The following is a 19,224-nucleotide window of genomic DNA, read 5'->3' as shown; positions in this document are numbered from 1 at the left end:
CCGCGAGTCTGACCCGCGGGGCCCGCCCCGACGTGAGAGACCCTACCGTTTAGGTGACCGCGGACCGACGGACGGGTATGATCCCGTCGTCACCGGTCGTCGTGGCCGCCGCCGCGCTGCTGGCGCTCGTCGTACTCCTCGGAGTCGTTCGCCGCCTCCGCGGCCCCTCGGCAGAGGCGCGCGAGTCGAAGCGCGCCCACGAGGCGGCAAAAGAGCGCGAGCCGCCGGTCGACATCGGCGAGACGTACGAGTTCGGCGTCACGGAACTCACCGAACATCACTCCGGCGAGGAGGTGGCCGTCGGCAAGGTGGAGGGGTTCGTGATCTTCACCGAGGACGTTCCCGGAAGCGTCGGAACGGGCGACGTTATCCGCGCGAAGGTGCTCTCGTTCAACGACGGGCGAACCTCGGCGGACGCGACGTTCGTGGATCGGGCGTAGCGCCCGCACGGCCCGGATCGGGGCCCCCGTGGCCGCCCTCGGCGCTCGCGACCGCGCTCCAGCCGGAACGCATCTCCACCGAACATGAGGTTCATACGTGATGGCGACGAAGGGGCTTCGTAATGGCTCAGGCCGGGAATCAGGACCTCACGGAGCGGTTCATTCAGTTCTACCGCAACTACTACCGCGAGGAGATCGGCACCCTCGCACAGAACTACCCCAACGAACAGCGCTCGCTGTACGTCGACTACGACGACCTGTTTCAGTTCGACCGCGACCTCGCGGAGGACTTCCGCACGAAGCCGGACCAGATGCGTGAGTACGCGGAGGAAGCGCTCCGACTCTACGACCTCCCCGCGGACGTCAGCCTCGGTCGGGCACACGTCCGGATAGAGAACCTCCCGGAGAGCATCGACATCCGCGGCATCCGCGTCCACGACGACCACATCGGGAGTCTCGTCTCGGTCAGAGGCATCGTCCGCAAGGCGACCGACGTGCGGCCGAAGGTGACCGAGGCCGCCTTCGAGTGCCAGCGCTGCGGCACGATGACGTATATTCCGCAGGGCGACGGCGGCTTCCAGGAGCCACACGAGTGTCAGGGGTGTGAACGGCAGGGCCCGTTCCGCGTCAACTTCGACCAGTCCGAGTTCGTCGACTCACAGAAGCTCCGGATTCAGGAGTCCCCCGAGGGACTCCGCGGCGGGGAGACGCCGCAGTCGATCGACATCGACATCATCGACGACATCACCGGCGAAGTGAGCCCCGGCGACCACGTCACCTGTGTCGGTGTCCTCCACATCGAACAGGTCGAGCAGGGCAACGAGAAGTCCGCCATCTTCGACCTGTACATGGACGGCGTCTCCATCGCCATCGAGGACGAGGAGTTCGAGGACATGGACATCACCGAGGCGGACAAACGCGAGATCATCGAACTCTCCAACCGCGACGACATCTACGAGGCGATGGTCGGCTCCATCGCACCCGCGATCTACGGCTACGAGGAGGAGAAGCTCGCGATGATCCTCCAGCTCTTTTCGGGCGTCACCAAACACCTCCCCGACGGGTCGCGAATCCGCGGGGACCTGCACATGCTCCTGATCGGCGACCCCGGTACGGGTAAATCTCAGATGATCTCGTACGTAGAAAACATCGCGCCCCGATCGGTCTACACCTCCGGGAAGGGTTCCTCAGCGGCGGGGCTCACCGCGGCCGCGGTACGCGACGACTTCGGCGACGGCCAGCAGTGGTCGCTCGAAGCCGGCGCGCTCGTGCTCGCCGACAAGGGGATCGCCGCGGTCGACGAACTCGATAAGATGGACTGCGTCACGGGCGACACCCTCGTCACGCTCGCCGACGGCCGCGTGGAACGGATCGGCGAACTGGCGAGAGAGGCCGCCGAAGACGGCGAGATCGAGGAGCTCTCGAACGGTCGCCGAATCCGCAACGTCGACCTCGACGTCTGGTCGATGGACGAGGAGGGAGAGCTGGTCGAGCGTCCCGTGTTCTCGGTCCACGAGTACGACGCGCCCTCGGAGCTGACTCGCGTGACGATGGAGACGGGTGAGTCGCTGACGGCGACGGCTGACCACCCGTTCTTCGTCCTCGACGACGGCGAGCGCGTCGAGCGCGAGGCGGCCGCGCTCGACGCGGGCGACTGGGTATACGTTCCCCGAGAAATCCCAACCAAATCGACGGACGGCGCCGGGGCGATCCCGGCGGCGAGCGCCGGCGTCGAAGTCCCCGACGAGAACGGAGCGGTCGACCCCGCGACCGCGCGCGTTCTCGGGTATCTCTCCGGCGACGGAAACGTCTACTACGACCGCGGCGAGGGCGTCTACGGCGTCCGGTTCACCAACACGGACGACGAGCTCTTGGACGACTTCGAGCGAGCGGCGCGGGCGACGTTCGGCTCGGAACCAACGCGTCCTCCGAGCGAAAAGCGTGAGGGCGGCGTCGAGACGGTCCGCATCACGGGAAAAGAGCACGCCGACGCCGTCCTCGACGCCGGGATGAACCTCGGCCGATATGACGAGAAGTGTTTTCCGACGGCGATTTCGACGGGGAGCCGAGCGGCGAAGTCGGCGTTCGTCCGCGCGCTGGCCGACAGCGAAGGACACGTCGACGAGTCGGCCGGGAACGTTCGGATCGCTTCCGCGAGCCGGGACCTGCTGGAGGGCACGCAAACCCTCCTCTTACAGTTCGGCGTGTCGAGCCAGATCCAGCATCGCGGGCGAGACGAGAGTCGAGACGTGTACTACCTCACGGTGACCGACGCCGGCTCGCTCGCGGCGTTCCGCCGCGCTATCGGGTTCACCGCCTCTCGAAAGGCGGAAGCGCTCGACCGCGTTGTCGACTCCGCCGACGGCGACCGCACAATTCTGGACGTGATTCCGGAGATCGACGGCGTACTGGCGGAGTGTCGCGAGTCGCTCCGGCTTCACCAGAGCGAATGCGGACTCAACGCGGTCACGTATCACGACTTCGAGAGCGGAACAGCGAACGTGTCGCTCCACCGCGCCAGCCGGGTACTCGACGCGTTCGAGGAGAGAGTGGAGGCGGCGACCGCGGACCGATCGATGCTCGACGACGATCCGTCGTGGGGGACCCTCGCAGAGATGCGCGGCCGGTACCACGTGTCGCAGTCCGAACTCGCGGAGGGAACGGCGCTGTCACAGCAACAGATCTCCCGCGGGTGGGGAGAGAGCGACGAGGTTCGCCAGACAGTGACGGACCGACTCCGAGAGACGCTCGTTGCGGTCGAGGAGACCGATCTCGGTAGCCTACGGGAGTTCGTCCGGGGAGACGTGAAGTGGCGCCGGGTAGAGGCGGTCGAAACTGTCCCGCCGGAGTCGGCCGAACACCGCAGCGAGGTGCTCCGGCAGCGGCTCGCTGACGTTCTCGGCGGCCCCGTCGAGAACGTTGAACAGCGCGCACGGAGTCTGCTCAAACGCGGTCCGGTCGAAGACACGAGAAGAGAGTTGGCGTCGGCGCTGGAGGCATACGGCGTCAGTCAAGGGGATGTCGCGTCGTCGCTCAACGTGGATCAGGCGACCGTCTCGCGGTGGCTTTCCGGTGCCGTTGAGACGGAGCGACTTGAGGAGCTACGAGACGCGATCGCGAGCGAAGTGGACGCCGTCAAGGCGGAGCTCCGGTCGATCTTGGCCAGGATCGAGGACGGACGAACCCCGAAGGTGTACGACCTGACGGTCGAGGAGACACACAACTTCGTCGCGAACGGCGTGGTCGTTCACAACTCTTCCGACCGCTCCGCGATGCACGAGGGGCTCGAACAGCAGAAGATCTCCGTCTCGAAGGCGGGGATCAACGCGACGCTGAAAGCGCGGTGTTCCCTGCTCGGCGCGGCGAACCCGAAGTACGGCCGGTTCGACCAGTACGAGCCGATCGGCGAGCAGATCGACTTAGAGCCCGCGCTCATCTCGCGGTTCGACCTCATCTTCACGGTGACGGACAGCCCGGACCCGGAGCACGACTCGCGGCTGGCGAAACACATCATCAAGACGAACTACGCCGGCGAACTCAACACGCAGCGCGAGGAGCTGGCGAGTTCGGAGTTCACCTCGGCGCAGGTCGCGGAGGTGACGGAGGAGGTCGCCCCGGAGATCGACGCCGACCTCCTCCGGAAGTACATCGCTCACGCCAAACGCTCCTGTTTCCCGACGATGACGGAGGAGGCGAAAGAACTCATCGAGGAGTTCTACGTCGACCTCCGCTCGAAGGGGGCCGACGAGGACGCCCCAGTCCCCGTCACCGCCCGGAAGCTGGAGGCGATGGTGCGTCTCGCGGAGGCGAGCGCGCGGCTCCGCCTGTCGGACACGGTCGAACGCGAGGACGCCGACCGCGCGACCGACATCGTCGAGTCGTGTCTCAAGGACATCGGCGTCGATCCGGAGACGGGCCAGTTCGACGCCGACGTCGTGGAGACCGGCACCTCGAAGAGCCAGCGCGACCGCATCAAGAACATCAAGGGCCTGATCGCCGACATCGAAGAGGAGTACGAGGAGGGCGCGCCGGTCGACGAGGTGCTCGACCGCGCCGGCGAGATCGGCATGGATCCCGGGAAAGCCGAAAAAGAGATAGAGAAGCTCCGCACCAAAGGCGAAGTGTACGAGCCGAAGCAGGGGCACCTGCGAACGACGTAGATGGACCGAATCTCAGCGATGCGGAACGTCGAGGACGCCCTCCGTGCGTTCGAGGACGGGGAGGCGGATCTCGCCGCGACGGAGCGACGAGTCGCGGCCGTGTTGCGGACGTACGCCAGCGAGTTCGAGGGCGAAGACGACGTGTTCCGTGCGGTGGGCGAACCACCGGTGGACGGAACGATCGTCGTCGCTCCCTCGAAGCCGGCCGCGCGCGAGCGAGTGCTCGCGAGAACCGGACTGTCCGTCGGTGCTGACACGCTCGACGCGGATTCCACTGCCAAGTGCTCCGGGGAGTCTCGCGACGACCGGTCGAAAGATCGAAACAACTCGGGTGAACTGACAGGGAGAGAAAACGACTCAGTCCCCGAGTTCGAGATCGAACGAGTCCGATAGCCGGAGCGGTTCGGAACCGCTAAGGTCTGGAGCCGACCACTGGCGGTCGTGTTGTTGGTCGTGACGTATTCGGCTGCGGCTCGAACCGCGCTCCGGAACCTGTGTCGTCGTCACGACGAGGTCGTGGTCAGACGGTTCGGCCGCGCTGCGCTCGTCGACTCGACGGTGTACGCCGCTTTTCTGGCGCTCCGACTCCGCGAGTCGCACCGAGGCGACGTGCAGATCGAGCGCACCGAACCGTTCAACGAGTACGTCGCGCTCGATGCGCCGGTCCGTGAGGCCGCGGTCGCGTACGCGGATCGGGAGTCGAAATCGACGCCGTACACCGCGTTCGCTGCGGGGACGTCACATCCCGATCCGGACGCGATGCGAGGCGAACAGCTGTGAGCGATCCGCGGGAACGACGGGAGCTGCGGACGGAAAGCGGCCGCGGCGGTTACGGTCGCGCCGGTGTGAGAGACGGACCCGACGGCCCGGAGCCCGACGGCCCGGAAGCGACCGCGGCGGGCCGTGATGTCGTTCCGTCACCCGAGGTGGTCCTCGGGCGGATTCCGACCGAGACGACGCTCCACCGCGAACTCGCCGCGGCGGCCCGGTCGCGCGGACGAACGGCGTCTGTCAGAGCGGAACTGACCGGTCTTCACGAGCGATTGGCGTCGACGGCGGTCCCGGCGGTCGACCTCGATTCGGCCCGGCGACGCGTCGCGGACGCCGGCGGCGAGGAGGAACGGCTCAAAGAACAGATCGCGGCACTCCGCGGCGACGTGCGGGCGCGCAGGAGCGTCGACGCCGACGCTACCGAGACGCTCGCCGAACTCGAATCGACGGCCGCGGCGCTGGCGCGTGCCCAGACGGACCGGATCGCCGCGGAACAGGCGCTCGACGGCGCGCGGGCACGGGCCGACCGCGCCAGAGACGTCCGCGAGTGTCGGCTCGAACTCCGCGATCGGGTGGAGAACCGACGTCGGGACGCACGCCGAGAACTCGCCCGTGCGGTGTATCCGGCGTTTCGCGGTGCGCTGTCGGTGGTTCCGGGCGTCGTTCCGGACGACGCCGGCACGCGCCCGTCGACGTACGACGGTCCGCGCCTCGCCGCGTCGCTGGCGGCGGTTCGGATCGCCGAGCTTGACGGTCCCGTCACGGTCGATGAGTCGGCAGCCGCTTGGATCGCCGAGCATGGAGACGGAATAGCAGTCAGAGCCGTGATCGACGCTGAAACCGTCGATCAGCACGGCGATATCTCCGGAGAACTCGGCCCCTAGACCCGGCTGTGTCTCTTCGTCTCGATGCGGGTTTCATCCGTGACACGTTAAATGCAAATCCGCGGCACTGCCGGTATGGATCTCGCGTGGACCGTCGAGCAGGACGGCGGCGTGTCGCTGGTACGGTGTCGCGTGCACAACGACGAAGCGGTTCCGCGTCGGATTCGGCTCGACAGCCGGCTCGACGGTCCGGTGTTACCGCCGCGGCGCGCTGGCGTTCCGGAGGCGGGCTGGGACGCGGGCGGTGTCGTCGTGCGGCTCGGACCGGGCGCGTCCAGGGCCGTGGGTTTCGCCGTTCCCGCCGAGCCGACCGAGCCGCCGGTAGAGGTCGGTTCGGTCACGTCAGATCGGGAGAGTGTGCAGGGGTCGGACGAGGGGGACCCGTTCTCGGGCGCTCGCTCCGAGACGCCGGTGCTCGACGCGGTCCGAACGCTCGGGGATCACAGGCCGCCGAGAGATGCCGTCACGACCGTAGGCAACAGACGGGAAGACGGCGAGAAGGGGGAGACCGAACGTGACGACGGCGCGGGCGTCGATCCGATCTCCGACGGAGAAGCGGGCGACGGCGGCGTGGCACCGACGGTGGTCGACGAGTGGCTGGACGCGGTGGCCGACCGAGTGGATCGGGCAGAGCGACTCACGGGTGCCGATCTCGGCACGGCGACCGAAGTCGTCGAAGAAGCGGACGGGCTGGATGGCGTGTCCGATCTCCGCCGCCGGATCGAGACGGACGCGGAGCGCCTCCGCGCGGTGAGCGATCGGACCGCCGCGCTGGCCGCGCGCGCCGAGTCGACAGACGTGCCGATCGAGGCGCTGGAGCGGCTGGCGTGATCCTCGCCGTCGCCGGCGGCAAGGGCGGCGTCGGGAAGACGACGCTCGCGTACAACGTTGCTGCCGCACTCGGCGCCGTCGTCGTCGACGCAGACCTCGGGATGGCGGACCTACCGGGCGGACGGGGACCGGACCTCCACGACGTGCTCGCCGGCCGTGCCGACCCGATCGAAACGCTGCGGGCGGGCCCGGTCGAGGTCGTCCCCTGCGGGCGGACGCTCGCCGGTGCTCGGGCCTGTGACCTTACGCGGCTCGAATCCGCGATCGGACGGCTCGAACGCGAGCGCGGCACCGTCGTCCTCGACTGTCCTGCCGGACGTCGATCGGACGCCGGCGTTCCGCTGGCGGTCGCGGACGCCTCGGTGCTCGTCGCGTCGCCGCGGGCGTTCGCACTGGCCGACGCGGTCAGGACGCGCGAACTCGCCCGCGAACTCGACGCCGGACTCGTCGGCTGCGTGGTCAACCGCGTCGTCGAGGAGCCGCCGACTGAGACGATCGCCGACGCCCTCGGTGCGCCCGTCGCCGTCGTTCCGGCTGACCCGCGCGTCGGCCGGTCGGTCGAAGACGAGAGTCCCGTGGTCGACGCCGCGCCCGACAGCGACGCGGCGGTCGCGGTCCGTGACGTCGCCCGCCGAGTGCCATCATAAAGCGAGGCACGGCGGACGGACACCGCGACGGCTGCGGCAGCGAAGCGGTCAGAGATTCGACGGTGCGTTCGGGGATCGGAGTCGTCCGACGGTCGTCGGTTGCCGGCCGGATTACCGTCGGTTACCAGCCGGGTTACCGCCGGTTGCAGGCCGGGTCGCCATCGGTCGAGACGTTTTATTCGGCCGGCGAGAAACTGATCCGCATGCTCACCGCCGCGTTCGTCTCCGCCACCGCCGTCGCCGCGTTCCTCGCCGTCGAGGTCGGACCGCTCGTTGCCGCCGACCGCTTCCGCGGCCTGCGCGATCTGACCGACGCTGAGCGCGGGCGCCTCGCGTACCTCCGCGGAGAGGCCGGTCTCGACGTCGATCGCGTGGCTATCGAGCGAGGATCTGACGCCGGTACCGAGGCCGACGCGGCGGCGGGAGAATCCGACGCCGAGGGACGGGTCGACGCCGAAGGACGGAGCGGCGGCGATCCGGGACCCGTCGACGTGGCGGTGCGCGGGCCGCCGCGCCGCCGGGTGCTGTTCGTCACGGAGAGCCTGCTGGACGAGGCGAACGAGGACGTGGCGATCGGTCTCCTCGCCGCGGAGGCCGGCCGCGTCGAGACGTGGTACACGGAGTTCCGGGCCGCCGCCGTCGCGTCGGTGCTGGCCGTGCTGGCCGCGATCGTCACCGCGGCCGTCCCGTTCGACGCCGGGTTCGCGTCGCTCGTCGCGATCGGGCTTACCGCGTTCTGGGTGGGCCGTCGGGTGCAGTACGCGGCCGACGCCCGCGCGGCCGACGCGGTCGGGGGAGACCGCGTCGCTGACGCGTTCGAGCGCGCCGCCGCGATGCGGGGTGTCGAGCCGGAGACCGGTGACTGGTCGACGTGGTTCGCGGTCCAGCCGCCGCTCGGGGACCGGATCGAGCGACTTCGCGCGGGGGCGTCGTGACCATGTCCCGGAACCGTTACCAACCAGCCCACCGCCTATACGGATAACTCGAATGCGACTCCCGGAACGACAGCTCGCGGTCCTCGAAGCCGCGAGCGCGACGGACGAACGAACCGTAGCCGAAATTGCCACCGAAACGGGTCTGAAGCCGGAGACGGTCACCGGCGCGGCCTTCGACCTCCGAGACGAGGGACTGTTGACGGTGGCAGAGACCGCGACGGAGACGCTCGCGCTCACCGACGAGGGGCGCGAGTACGTCGACGACGGGCTCCCGGAGGTCCGGCTCTACCGGGCCGGGCTCGCGCTCGACGCCGACGAGGAGCCGGTCTCGATGGGACGGGTCATCGGCGAGGCCGGTCTCGACGGTCCCGCGGTCGACATCGCGCTCTCGAACTTCGCGCGGAAGGGGTTCGGGCGGATCGACTCGGGAGAGCTGACCGTCGACGCGGACGCGGACCCCGACGCCGACACCGAAGCCGCCGCGCTCTCCGCGCTCGCGGCCGGCGAGACCCCCGACGTCGATGAGGCGGTGATCGACCGGCTCGACTCCCGCGGGCTCGTCTCTGTCGAGGAGTCGACGACTCGGTCGGTCGGGCTCACCGACGCCGGCGTCGACGCGCTGATGGGCGGCGTCGAGGCGACGGAGACGGTCGCGGAGGTCACCCCGGAGCTGCTCGCGAGCGGCGAGTGGCGAGACGTGGAGTTCTCCGAGTACAACGTCGAAGCGGACGCCCCCGCCGCCCGCGGCGGCCGCACGCACGTCCTCCGCCGGACCGCGGACCGCGTGAAGGACGTGCTCGTCGGGATGGGCTTTTCGGAGATGGAGGGACCTCACGCCGACAGCGACTTCTGGATCAACGACTGTCTGTTCATGCCGCAGGACCACCCGGCGCGGACCCACTGGGACCGGTTCGCGCTCGACGTGGATCCGATGGACGATATTCCGGAAGAGCTTATCGACCGGGTGGAGCGGGCGCACCGCGACGGCTGGGGCGACGACGGCGACGGCTACCACTCGCCGTGGTCCGAGGAGTTCGCCCGCGAGGTCGCGCTGCGGGGTCACACCACCTCGCTATCGATGCGATACCTTTCGGGGGTCGCGGGCGCGGAACTGGAACCTCCCCAGCGTTACTTCTCCGTCGAGAAGGTGTACCGCAACGACACGCTCGACCCGACGCACCTGCTCGAGTTCTTCCAGATCGAGGGGTGGGTGATGGCGGAGGACCTCTCAGTCCGCGATCTGATGGGCACCTTCGAGGAGTTCTACCGGCAGTTCGGTATCACCGACATCCGGTTCAAGCCGCATTACAACCCCTACACCGAGCCCTCCTTCGAGCTGTTCGGCGAACACCCCGAGACGGGCGAGGAGATCGAGATAGGGAACTCCGGCGTCTTCCGCGAGGAGGTCACCGGCCCGCTCGGCGTCGACTGCGACGTGATGGCGTGGGGGCTCGCCTTAGAGCGGCTCGCGATGCTCACCACGGGCGCGGAGGACATCCGCGACCTCCACGGGACCTTGGCCGACATCGACTTCCTGCGGAACGCGGAGGTGAGCTACTGATGCCCGTCGTCGACATCGACACCGACGAGCTTCGCGGGCTGACGGGGCGGACGGACACCACGGACGAGGAGTTCAAGACGGACCTGTTCGGGCTCGGGCTGGAGTTCGAAGGCGAGACCGACGACGGGCTCCTCCAGTTCGAGTTCGCGCCCGACCGGCTCGACCGGCTGTCCGTCGAGGGCGTCGCGCGCTCGCTGCGATACCACTACGGCGACGACCGCGGCGTGTACGTCCCCGAGACGAACGACCCCGAGTGGACGATCGAGGTCGACGAATCCGTCCCCGAGGAGCGGCCGTACGTCACCGGCGCGATCGTCCGCGGCGTCGACCTCGACGAGGCGGGACTCGACTCGCTGATCCAGCTGCAGGAGAAGCTCCACGCGACGATGGGCCGCGGCCGCGCGAAGGGCGCGATCGGGATCCACGACCTCGCGATGGTGAAGGGCGCGGCGCTCCAAGAGGGCGCGGAGCCGTCCGTCACCTACCGCGGCGTCGACCCCGACGGCGTCTCGTTCGTTCCGCTCGACTCGAACGACGAGCTGACGCCGAACGAGGTGCTTGGCGAGCACGACACGGGACAGACGTACGCCGACCTCGTCGCCGACCTCGATCGGTACCCCGCGATCTACGACGAACTCGGGCTCTTCTCGTTCCCGCCGGTGATCAACGGCAAGCGAACGGAGGTGACCACGGGCTCGCGCGAGCTCCTCGTCGAGCTGACGGGGACGGACCAGTGGACTATCGACAAGATGTGTGCGATCATCTGTTACGCGCTCTCCGCCCGTGGCGCGACGATCGAGGAGGTCGAGGTCGAGTACGCCGACGGCGCGATCCAGCCGGACGAGTACGGGTCGGAACTGATTCGGCCGGACTTCGATACGACCGAGAAGTCCGTGACGCACGACCGGATCGAGACGCTGCTCGGCGTCGACTTCGAGCCAGAGGAGATCGTCGACTGCTTCGAGCGCGCCGGCCTCGACGCGAGCTACACGCTCGGCGAGGAGATCGCCTACGAGGTGACGATTCCGCCGTACCGCGTCGACGTGCTCCACCCGCTCGATCTGGTCGACGACGTGGGGCGCGCCTACGGCTTCGACGAACTGGAGCCGCGCTACCCCGACGTGGGGACCGTCGGCGGCCGCCACGAGCGGTCGCGACTTGAGGACGCGGTCCGGTCGAGCCTCGTCGGACTCGGCTTCGAGGATCTGCTGAACTTCCACATGACGAGCGCGACAGAGAACTACGACCGAATGAACGTGGCGGCCGGAAGCGACGCCTTCGGCGGCGGCGACCCGGTCGAGATCACGGAGCCGTACAGCGAGGAGTACACCCAACTCCGGACGTGGGCGCTCCCGTCGCTCGTGATGCTGTTGGAGCGAAACACGCACAACGCCTACCCGCAGGACGTCGCAGAGGTCGGGTTCGTCGCCGAGCGCGACGACTCGCAGAACTCGAACGTCGCCGAGGCCCGCCACGTCGCCGGCGCGGTCGCCCGGCGTGACGCCTCTTACGAGGCGGCGAAGAGTCGCCTGCAGGCGGTGTGTGACGACTTCGGCGTCGAACTGGAGACGCCGAGAGCCGAGCACCCGTCGTTCATCGACGGCCGGGCGGCCACCGTGGTGATCGACGGCGACGCGGTCGGCGTCATCGGCGAGGTCCATCCCGCCGTGCTCGTCGAACACGACTTGGAGGTGCCCGTCGCGGCCTTCGAGTTCGATCTGGACGCGCTGCGGTAGGCGCGTTCTCGACTCAGCCTTCGAACCCGTCCTCCCACCGGAACCGACCGTTTCGCTGGACCACCTCGCCGTCGACTTCCAGCCGCGAGTCCGCGCTCACGTCGCTTATCATGTCGACGTGGACGGCGCTGTCGTTGCCCGATTCCCCGTCGGGGAGACAGGCGTCGTACGCGCGGCCGACCGCGAGGTGGACGGTGTCGCCCATCTTCTCGTCGAAGAGGATCGAGTCGGTGAACCGGTCAATCCCGCGGTTCATCCCGATCCCCAACTCGCCGAGCCGCCGCGCGCCGGGGTCGGTGTCGAGGACGCTGGCGAGCGCCGATTCCCCCGTTTCGGCCGCGAAGTCGACGACCTCGCCGCCCTCGAAGACGAGGTGGACGTTCCGGACGCGGGCCGCGTCGATCGTCATCGGCACGTCGAAGAAGGCCTCGCCCTCCGTGTCGTACGGGGCGGTGAACACCTCGCCGGAGGGGAGGTTATGGGAGTCGTACGCCACGGAGGCCGCGGAGTTGACCGCGGTCCGACCCGCGATCGACATCCGGACGTCGGTGTCGGGCGCGTCCTCGCGCTCGGTGACGATCCGGACCACCTCGCCGTCGTCGAGGATCGCCTTCATCCGCGCCATCTCGTCGGCGAGCGCCTCCCAGTCGCGGAGGACAGCGTCGTAGACGAACTCTTGGTACTCCTCGTAGGCCATCCCCGCCTGTTGGGCGAGGCTGCGGGTGGGATGGACCGTCGACACCCAGTCGGTGTCCATGCGCGCCTCGCGGACGCCCTTGCGAGCCTTGGCGTACGCCTGCCGGGTCTCGCGGTCCACGTCGGCGGTCGCGGTGGTGTTGCGCCCGCCGCCGAGCCGGAGGTAGGCGTCGGCGGCCTCGAATAGGGCGCGGTCGACGGCGGGATCGGAATCGAAGTCGTCGGCCTCGACTGCGGTGTCGCCGTCTCCCGCGTCGGCGTCGGCGGCTCTCGCCTCGCTACCCTTCAGATACGCGCGAGAGATCTCGTCGGAGCCGTACAGGGTCGTGACGTTCGCCCCCCGCTCGCCGAGCGCCTCGACGACGGCGACGCCGAGGTCGTGGGCGTCCTCGGCGACGCTCACGACGACGTCGTCGCCGGCCTCGATCCGCGCGCTCCAGTCGACGAGCACGCCGGCGTGCTCGCGTACGCGTTCGTCCATATCGAGGCGTCGCGGGCGGGAGGTAAATCGGTGCCGACGCGGGACGTGCACGCTCGCCCACAGCAGATGGTTCGGGCCGGCGACGCCACCGCCCGCGGGGGTTTTTCCTTGCCCGCATCGATACGACGGTATGACCGACCGGAACGTACTCGGGGAGGAACTAGCCACCTGCAGCGCCGATCCGACGACCGGCTTCGAGCGCGACGGCTGTTGCGGGACGCACCCCGACGACCGAGGGAGACACGAACTGTGTGCGGTGATGACCGCGGAGTTCTTGGAGTTCAGCGCAGAGCGGGGGAACGACCTCGTGACGCCGCGTCCGGAGTTTTCGTTCCCCGGGCTCGAACCGGGCGACCGCTGGTGTCTCTGTCTCGGGCGATGGACCGAGGCGCTCGCGGCCACGCGAGACCAGCGGCTCCCGGAGACGACCGTTCCCCCCGTCGTCCTCGACGCGACAAACGAGGCCGTGCTGGACACGGTGGAGTTGGAGACGCTGGAGGCCCACGCGTACGACGCCTGACGCGGTGAAGGAACGGGCGACCGAACGGGCGGCTACTCCAGATCGAGCAGCGCCGCGACCTCGTCGAGGTAGTCGTCGTAGATCCCGACGGCCGACTCGATCGGGTCGGGCGAGGCCATGTCGATGCCGGCGCGCTCGACGACGTCGAGTGGATAGTCGGAGCCGCCGGCGGCGAGCATCTCGCGGTAGTCGGCGGCGGCCGACTCGCCCTCCTCTAGCACGCGCTCGACGATGGCGGCCGCGGCGGAGATGCCGGTCGCGTACTGGTAGACGTAGAAGTTGTAGTAAAAATGAGGTATGCGCTCCCACTCGCGCTCGATGCCGCCGGAGAGGTCGGCGGGCGCGTAGTAGTCGCCCTTCAGGTCGGCGTAGATCTCATCGAAGGCGTCGGGCGTGAGCGCCTCGCCGTCCTCGACGCGCTCGTGGATCCGCTGTTCGAAGGCGGCGAACATCGTCTGACGGAACAGGGTGGATCGGAAGCGTTCGAGGTACTCGTCGAGGACGTGGGTGCGAAGTTCGTCGTCTTCGACCGTGTCGAGGAGGTGGTGAGTGAGGAGCGTCTCGTTGACGGTCGAGGCGATCTCGGCGACGAAGATGTCGTAGCTCGCGTCGTGCCACGGCTGAGCGTCGCCCGCCAGCTCCGAGTGCATCGAGTGGCCGAGCTCGTGTGCCAGCGTGTACATCGAGGCGATGTCGTCCTGGTAGTTCATCATGATGTACGGCTGGGTGTCGTACGTGCCGGAGGAGAACGCGCCCGAGCGTTTCCCCTGATTCTCGTACACGTCGACCCACCGCGAGTCGAGCCCCTCCGCCATCCGCTCTTGGTACGCGTCCCCGAGCGGCGCGACCGCCTCGATCACCCACTCGCGGGCCTGTTCGTACTCGACGTCGGGGCCCTGATCGCCCGTCAGCGACATGTAGAAGTCGTGGCTCTCCAGGGTGTCGACGCCGAGCGCCGCGGCCTTCAACTCGGCGTGCCGGTGGAGCACGTCGAGGTTGTCGTCGACGGTATCGACGAGCGTGTCGTATACCTCGACGGGGACGTTGGAGCCGTCGAGCGCGGCGGCGCGGGCGGAGTCGTAGTCGCGGATTTCGGCGCTCGTCACGTGCTCTCGGACCGCCTTTTCGAGCGAGGTGCCGACCGTGTTCCGGACGCCCTCCCACTCGTCGTAGAACGTCTCGTGGACCCGCCGCCGGAACTCCCGGTCGGGGTTCGTCTGGAGCTTGGTGAAGTTCGCCTGCGTTATCTCCACGTCCTCGCCGTCGGGGTCCTCGACGACGCCGTAGCTCATGTCGGCGTTCGTCAGCATCGAGTAGATCTCGCTCGGCGCGCTCGTGACCTCCGACAGGTCTGCGATGACCTCCTCGACCTCCGCCGAGCGCGTGTGCGGTTTCATCCGCAACACGTCGTCGAGGTAGTGCTCGTAGTCGGCGAGCGCAGGCTCGGTCTCGAAGAACGCCTCGACGTCCTCGCCCGTGAGCGACTGCAGCTCGGGTTCGAGATACGAGAGCGCGCTCGACGCCTCGGAGCTGAGCGAGGAGGCCTTCGCGGACATCGCCTGATACTCCTGATCGCGGGTGTCTTCGGCGCTGCGGAGTCGGGCGTACGTCACGACCTGCTGGAGGTCGCGGAACACGTCCTCGCGGAGTTCGAGCAGTTCGAGGAGCGTCTCGGCGTCCTGCGCGGCGCGGCCCTCGTACGCTCGAAGCTCGTCGATGCGGTCCGCGACGTCCTCGTAGGCCGTCTCCCACGCCTCGTCGTCGGCGTAGATGCCGTCGAGGTCCCACTTGTACGACTCGTCGATCTCGGACCGCTCGGGAACCGAACTCATGTCCGTGAGGTGGGGTCGCCGCGCACTAAGCCTTGTCACACCGGAGGGCGATCCCCCGACTGGGTCGGCCCGTCAGCCGCCGGCCGCCCACTCGGCGAGATCGACGACGAGAACGAGGGCGTCTTCGCCGTCGCGGTAGTACCCCTGCACGCGCCGTATCGGCTCGAACCCCTCGTCCGCGTACAGCGAGCGAGCGATCTCGTTGCTCTCGCGCACCTCCAGTCGGACGACCGCCGCGCCGGCAGCGTGCACGCGGGCGAGCGCCGACCGGAGGAGCGTCCGGCCGATCCCCGCGCCCCGCGCGTCCGGACGGACCGCGAGGTCTTTGACGTGGGCGATGTCGCGGCCGTGGTTCGGAGTGACGTCCGCGACGACGTATCCCACCACCTCGCCGTCGCGATCGGCAACGAGGAACGCGGGCTCGTCGATCAGCCGTTCGAAGGCGTCGTACGGCCACGGATCGGAGAAACACGTCCGCTCGATCCGCACCACGGCCAGCAGGTCCGCGCGCTCGACCTGTCTGACCACGGCGTCGACGGGGATCACGGGCTGAATTCAGCCGCCGCCGAAGTGAATGTGTCGCTGACGGTGGGGTGGTCGCGGCGGTGAGGTGGTCGCTGGCGGTGAGGTGGTCGCTGGCGGTGGCGGTGGAGGGGTTACATCGCCGGGGCGGCGAGTCGGGTCGGCACCGGACGCCGAGAGAGACGCGACGTTTCCGCGCCGCTACTCCCCGCGTTCGGTCACGTCCGCGGACCGGTCCTCGGACTCGTCGAGCCGCTCGACGCGCTCGACGGTCTCGTCGCCGCCCGCGGTCTCGGGCGGGAACGACACCGTCCGCTGCGGGTACGGGATAGAGATGTCGGCCTCGGCGAAGCGGCGCTGGATCTCCTCGACTGCGGTCGCCTTCGACCGCCACCGCGCCTGCGGCGTCGGCGGGTCGATCCAGAATCGGAGGTCGAGTAAGATCGCGGAGTCGCCGAAGCCGGAGGGGATCACGTACGGGGACGGGTTGTTGGCGATCGTGTCGATCTCCGTTAACACCGCCTCTGCGATCTCGCTCGCCTCCTCGGGATCGTCGTCGTAGCCGATCCCCACCTCCATGTGGATCCGGAGGCGACCCTCGCGGCTCCGATTCGTGATCGCCTGCTGGCTGACGAGGTCGTTCGGCACCACGACGTACTCGCCGTCGAAATTGCGCATGTGCGTGTTCATGATCGTGATGTCGGTGACGAACCCTTCCTCGTCGCCGATCTCGACCCAGTCGCCGATCTCGAACGGCCGCGAGAACATCAACACGAAGCCCGCGATGAGCGACCCGAGGGTCTGTCGCGCCGCCATCCCGAGCACGATCCCTAAGAATCCAGCGCCGACGAGGAGCCCGCCGAGGTTGATCCCCCAGATCCCGAGGATGGTGATCCCGGCTATCACGAGCAGTCCGACCTGCATGATCCGAGTGAGAAGCTGCTCTTGGTGGGCGGTGATGCGGTCGCTGTCGTCGGACAGGTCCGAGACGTACTCGGCCAACACGTCGCTCGCGACGTACGCGCCGCCGACGAGGAGCACCGAGAGGGCCGCTCGCGTTCCCACGACGACGGCGTTCTCCGCGACCGGCAGCACGGCCACGACGATCGAGAACCGCCCCCACAGCGCGAGTATCGCGACCGCGGCGAGCGCGAAAAGCGCTAGCTGTAAGAGGCCGACGAGGATGCGGAGGCCGAACGACACCGGCACCGCCTCCCGCAGCGTCTCGATCGACTGCTCGCCGCGGCCGTCGAGGAACCGCTCTAGCCAGCCGGCGACGACGCGTTTGCCGGCGCGGACGATCCGCGGGAGGAGAAGCCAGCCGACCGCCGCGGTCACGAGCAGTATCCCGGCCGTCACGGCCAGACGCGCTTCGATCGTCGCGACGCTTCCCAACAGCGCGTCGAGCGTGGCACCCAGTTGCGTCACTGCCGCCACATTCGTCGTCGCAAGGATAAATCGTCGGATACGCCGCGGTCGACCGCACCGACGGCTCGCCGCGGGCGGTTTTTATGTCACGCCGCGTCGGACGTGCGGTATGGAGCCAGACCTAGACCGCTTCGGGTCGCGCCGGTCCACGGTGTACGGCCAGCGGGGCGTGGTCGCCACGAGCCAACCGCTCGCGAGTCAGGCGGGCATCGAGATGCTTCGCGACGGCGGCAACGCGTTCGACGCCGCCGTCGCGACCGCCGCCGCGCTCAACGTCGTCGAACCGACCTCGACCGGGCTCGGGGGCGACGTCTTCGCGCTGTACCGAACCGCCGACGGTGACGTCGGCGCGATGCGCGCCTGCGGCGGCGCGCCCGCGGACGCGACGATCGAGCGCGTCCGAGCGGCGCTCGCGGCCGACGACGCGATCGACGCGGACGATCCGGCGGCCGTCGAGATGCCGACGACGGGCCCGCACGCGGTGACGGTCCCGGGGACCGCCCGCGGGTGGGAGGCGACGGCGGACCGGTTCGGCGAGTTCGGACTCGACCGTCTCCTGCAGCCGGCGATCCGCTACGCGACGGAGGGGTATCCGGTCAGCGAGGTGATAGCCGACGACTGGACGCAGGCCGAGACGCTGTTCGAGACGGCCGCCGCCCGCGAGGCGTTCCTCTTCGACGGCGCGTCCCCGACCGCCGGCCAGCGGGTCACGCTGCCGCGGCTCGGTCGGTCGCTTGAGCTGATCGCGGCCGAGGGGGCGGACGTGGTGTACGAGGGCGAGATCGCCGAGGCCATCGCGACGGCGGTCCAGTCGCAGGGCGGGTTCCTGACCGTCGAGGATCTGGCCGGGTTCGAGGTCGAGTGGCCCGAGCCGGTGTCCGCGACGTACAACGGCGCGGAGGTGTACGAGCTTCCGCCGAACAATCAGGGGCTCATCGCGCTGGAGGCGCTCGGCGTCGCCGCCGAGCTCGGCGCGGGCGAGTACGCCCACGACGCGCCGGAGCGCGCCCACTACCTCGTCGAGGCGCTGAAGGTGGCGTTTCACGACGGCCACCGGTACATCACCGACCCGGAGTACGCCGAGGTGCCGCCGCTCGCGTCTCCGGAGTGGGTGCGCGAGCGCGCGTCGACAATCGGGGACGAGGCGAATCACGACGTCTCCGTCGGCGTGCCCGACGCCGACGCGGAGGACGCCGACACGGTCCTCCTCACGGTCGCCGACGACGAGGGGAACGTCGTCTCGTACATCAACTCGCGGTTCGACGGCTTCGGCTCGGGAGTGGTCGCGGGCGAGACGGGGATCGCGCTGCAGAACCGCGGCGCGTCGTTCTCGCTCGACCCCGAACATCCGAACAGCCTCGAACCCGGAAAGCGACCGTTTCACACGCTCATTCCAGGTGTCGTCCGGCTCGGCGAGGACGACTGGGCCGCCTTCGGCGTGATGGGCGGGTACATGCAGCCGCAGGGCCACGTGCAGGTGATATCGAACATCGTCGACTGCGAATTGCCGTTGCAGCGCGCGCTCGACGTCCCGCGCTGGCGGTACCGGGAGAGCGGCGAGCTGGCGGTCGAACCGCACTTCGACGACGACGTCGCGGCGAAGCTCGTCAGGCGGGGCCACGACGTGCGGGTCTGCTCGCCCGGCGCGTTCGGCGGCGCACAGATCGCTCGGAACCGAGACGGCGTCCTCTCCGCGGCCACCGAGCCGCGAAAGGACGGCAACGCGCAGGGGTACTGACCGTCCGATCCGGCGGTCACAGACCGTGTCGTCCGGCGCGGC

15 protein-coding genes and 1 pseudogene are annotated in these 19,224 nt (G+C 68.9%); 12 read left to right on the top strand and 4 right to left on the bottom strand.

Annotation, left to right across the window (positions count from 1 at the left end):
- Positions 1 to 77 precede the first annotated feature (77 nt).
- From NO930_RS01415 to pheT, 10 genes and pseudogenes are all read left to right on the top strand, one after another.
- Positions 78 to 440 (top strand): hypothetical protein, encoded by a 363-nt coding sequence (locus NO930_RS01415; protein ID WP_137783518.1) that lies wholly within the window; start codon positions 78 to 80, stop codon positions 438 to 440.
- Positions 441 to 562: 122 nt separating this feature from the next.
- On the top strand, positions 563 to 4,600 hold the full coding sequence (locus NO930_RS01410; protein ID WP_256402245.1) for an LAGLIDADG family homing endonuclease: 4,038 nt from the start codon (positions 563 to 565) through the stop codon (positions 4,598 to 4,600).
- Positions 4,601 to 4,855, top strand: a pseudogene (locus NO930_RS01405) (DUF7854 family protein); the annotation flags it as partial.
- 186 nt (positions 4,856 to 5,041) lie between these two features.
- Positions 5,042 to 5,380, top strand: a complete 339-nt coding sequence (locus NO930_RS01400; RefSeq protein WP_137783809.1) for a DUF7855 family protein — start codon at positions 5,042 to 5,044, stop codon at positions 5,378 to 5,380.
- Between the two features lie 65 nt (positions 5,381 to 5,445).
- Positions 5,446 to 6,255, top strand: coding sequence for a DUF7856 family protein (locus tag NO930_RS01395; RefSeq protein WP_425601435.1), 810 nt, complete (start codon positions 5,446 to 5,448; stop codon positions 6,253 to 6,255).
- 75 nt (positions 6,256 to 6,330) lie between these two features.
- A complete protein-coding gene (locus NO930_RS01390; protein WP_137784124.1) occupies positions 6,331 to 7,086 on the top strand; it encodes a DUF7857 domain-containing protein in 756 nt (251 codons plus the stop codon).
- Positions 7,083 to 7,733, top strand: coding sequence for a nucleotide-binding protein (locus tag NO930_RS01385; RefSeq protein WP_137784123.1), 651 nt, complete (start codon positions 7,083 to 7,085; stop codon positions 7,731 to 7,733). Before NO930_RS01390 ends, NO930_RS01385 begins: the two co-directional genes overlap by 4 nt.
- Before the next feature lie 203 nt (positions 7,734 to 7,936).
- Positions 7,937 to 8,668, top strand: a complete 732-nt coding sequence (locus NO930_RS01380) for a peptidase (protein ID WP_256402244.1) — start codon at positions 7,937 to 7,939, stop codon at positions 8,666 to 8,668.
- Positions 8,669 to 8,720: 52 nt separating this feature from the next.
- Complete coding sequence (gene pheS / locus NO930_RS01375; RefSeq protein ID WP_256402243.1) at positions 8,721 to 10,229, top strand: phenylalanine--tRNA ligase subunit alpha; 1,509 nt, start codon at positions 8,721 to 8,723, stop codon at positions 10,227 to 10,229.
- A complete protein-coding gene (pheT, locus tag NO930_RS01370) occupies positions 10,229 to 11,965 on the top strand; it encodes a phenylalanine--tRNA ligase subunit beta (protein WP_256402242.1) in 1,737 nt (578 codons plus the stop codon). Before pheS ends, pheT begins: the two co-directional genes overlap by 1 nt.
- 13 nt (positions 11,966 to 11,978) lie before the next feature.
- Here pheT and NO930_RS01365 read toward each other — a convergent pair whose 3' ends face one another.
- On the bottom strand, positions 11,979 to 13,142 hold the full coding sequence (locus NO930_RS01365) for an aminopeptidase (RefSeq protein ID WP_256402241.1): 1,164 nt from the start codon (positions 13,140 to 13,142) through the stop codon (positions 11,979 to 11,981).
- A 130-nt stretch (positions 13,143 to 13,272) separates the two neighbouring features.
- Here NO930_RS01365 and NO930_RS01360 point away from each other — a divergent pair, with 130 nt between their 5' ends.
- Complete coding sequence (locus NO930_RS01360) at positions 13,273 to 13,662, top strand: DUF2237 family protein (RefSeq protein WP_137783767.1); 390 nt, start codon at positions 13,273 to 13,275, stop codon at positions 13,660 to 13,662.
- 32 nt (positions 13,663 to 13,694) lie between these two features.
- Here the strand turns inward: NO930_RS01360 and pepF are convergent, their stop codons facing one another.
- The 3 genes from pepF to NO930_RS01345 form a co-directional block, all read right to left on the bottom strand.
- Positions 13,695 to 15,494 (bottom strand): oligoendopeptidase F, encoded by a 1,800-nt coding sequence (pepF, locus tag NO930_RS01355; protein ID WP_256402240.1) that lies wholly within the window; start codon positions 15,492 to 15,494, stop codon positions 13,695 to 13,697.
- Positions 15,495 to 15,566: 72 nt separating this feature from the next.
- Complete coding sequence (rimI, locus tag NO930_RS01350; protein WP_256402238.1) at positions 15,567 to 16,040, bottom strand: ribosomal protein S18-alanine N-acetyltransferase; 474 nt, start codon at positions 16,038 to 16,040, stop codon at positions 15,567 to 15,569.
- A 177-nt stretch (positions 16,041 to 16,217) separates the two neighbouring features.
- Positions 16,218 to 17,444 (bottom strand): mechanosensitive ion channel family protein, encoded by a 1,227-nt coding sequence (locus NO930_RS01345; protein WP_425601434.1) that lies wholly within the window; start codon positions 17,442 to 17,444, stop codon positions 16,218 to 16,220.
- Between the two features lie 109 nt (positions 17,445 to 17,553).
- Here NO930_RS01345 and NO930_RS01340 point away from each other — a divergent pair, with 109 nt between their 5' ends.
- A complete protein-coding gene (locus NO930_RS01340) occupies positions 17,554 to 19,182 on the top strand; it encodes a gamma-glutamyltransferase family protein (protein WP_137783098.1) in 1,629 nt (542 codons plus the stop codon).
- Positions 19,183 to 19,224: the final 42 nt, after the last annotated feature.

Origin of the sequence: Halorubrum salinum (assembly GCF_024494575.1) — an archaeon.
Taxonomy (GTDB): domain Archaea; phylum Halobacteriota; class Halobacteria; order Halobacteriales; family Haloferacaceae; genus Halorubrum; species Halorubrum salinum.
Note: the sequence above shows the minus strand (reverse complement) of the source record. Positions and strands in the feature narration are given on the sequence as shown.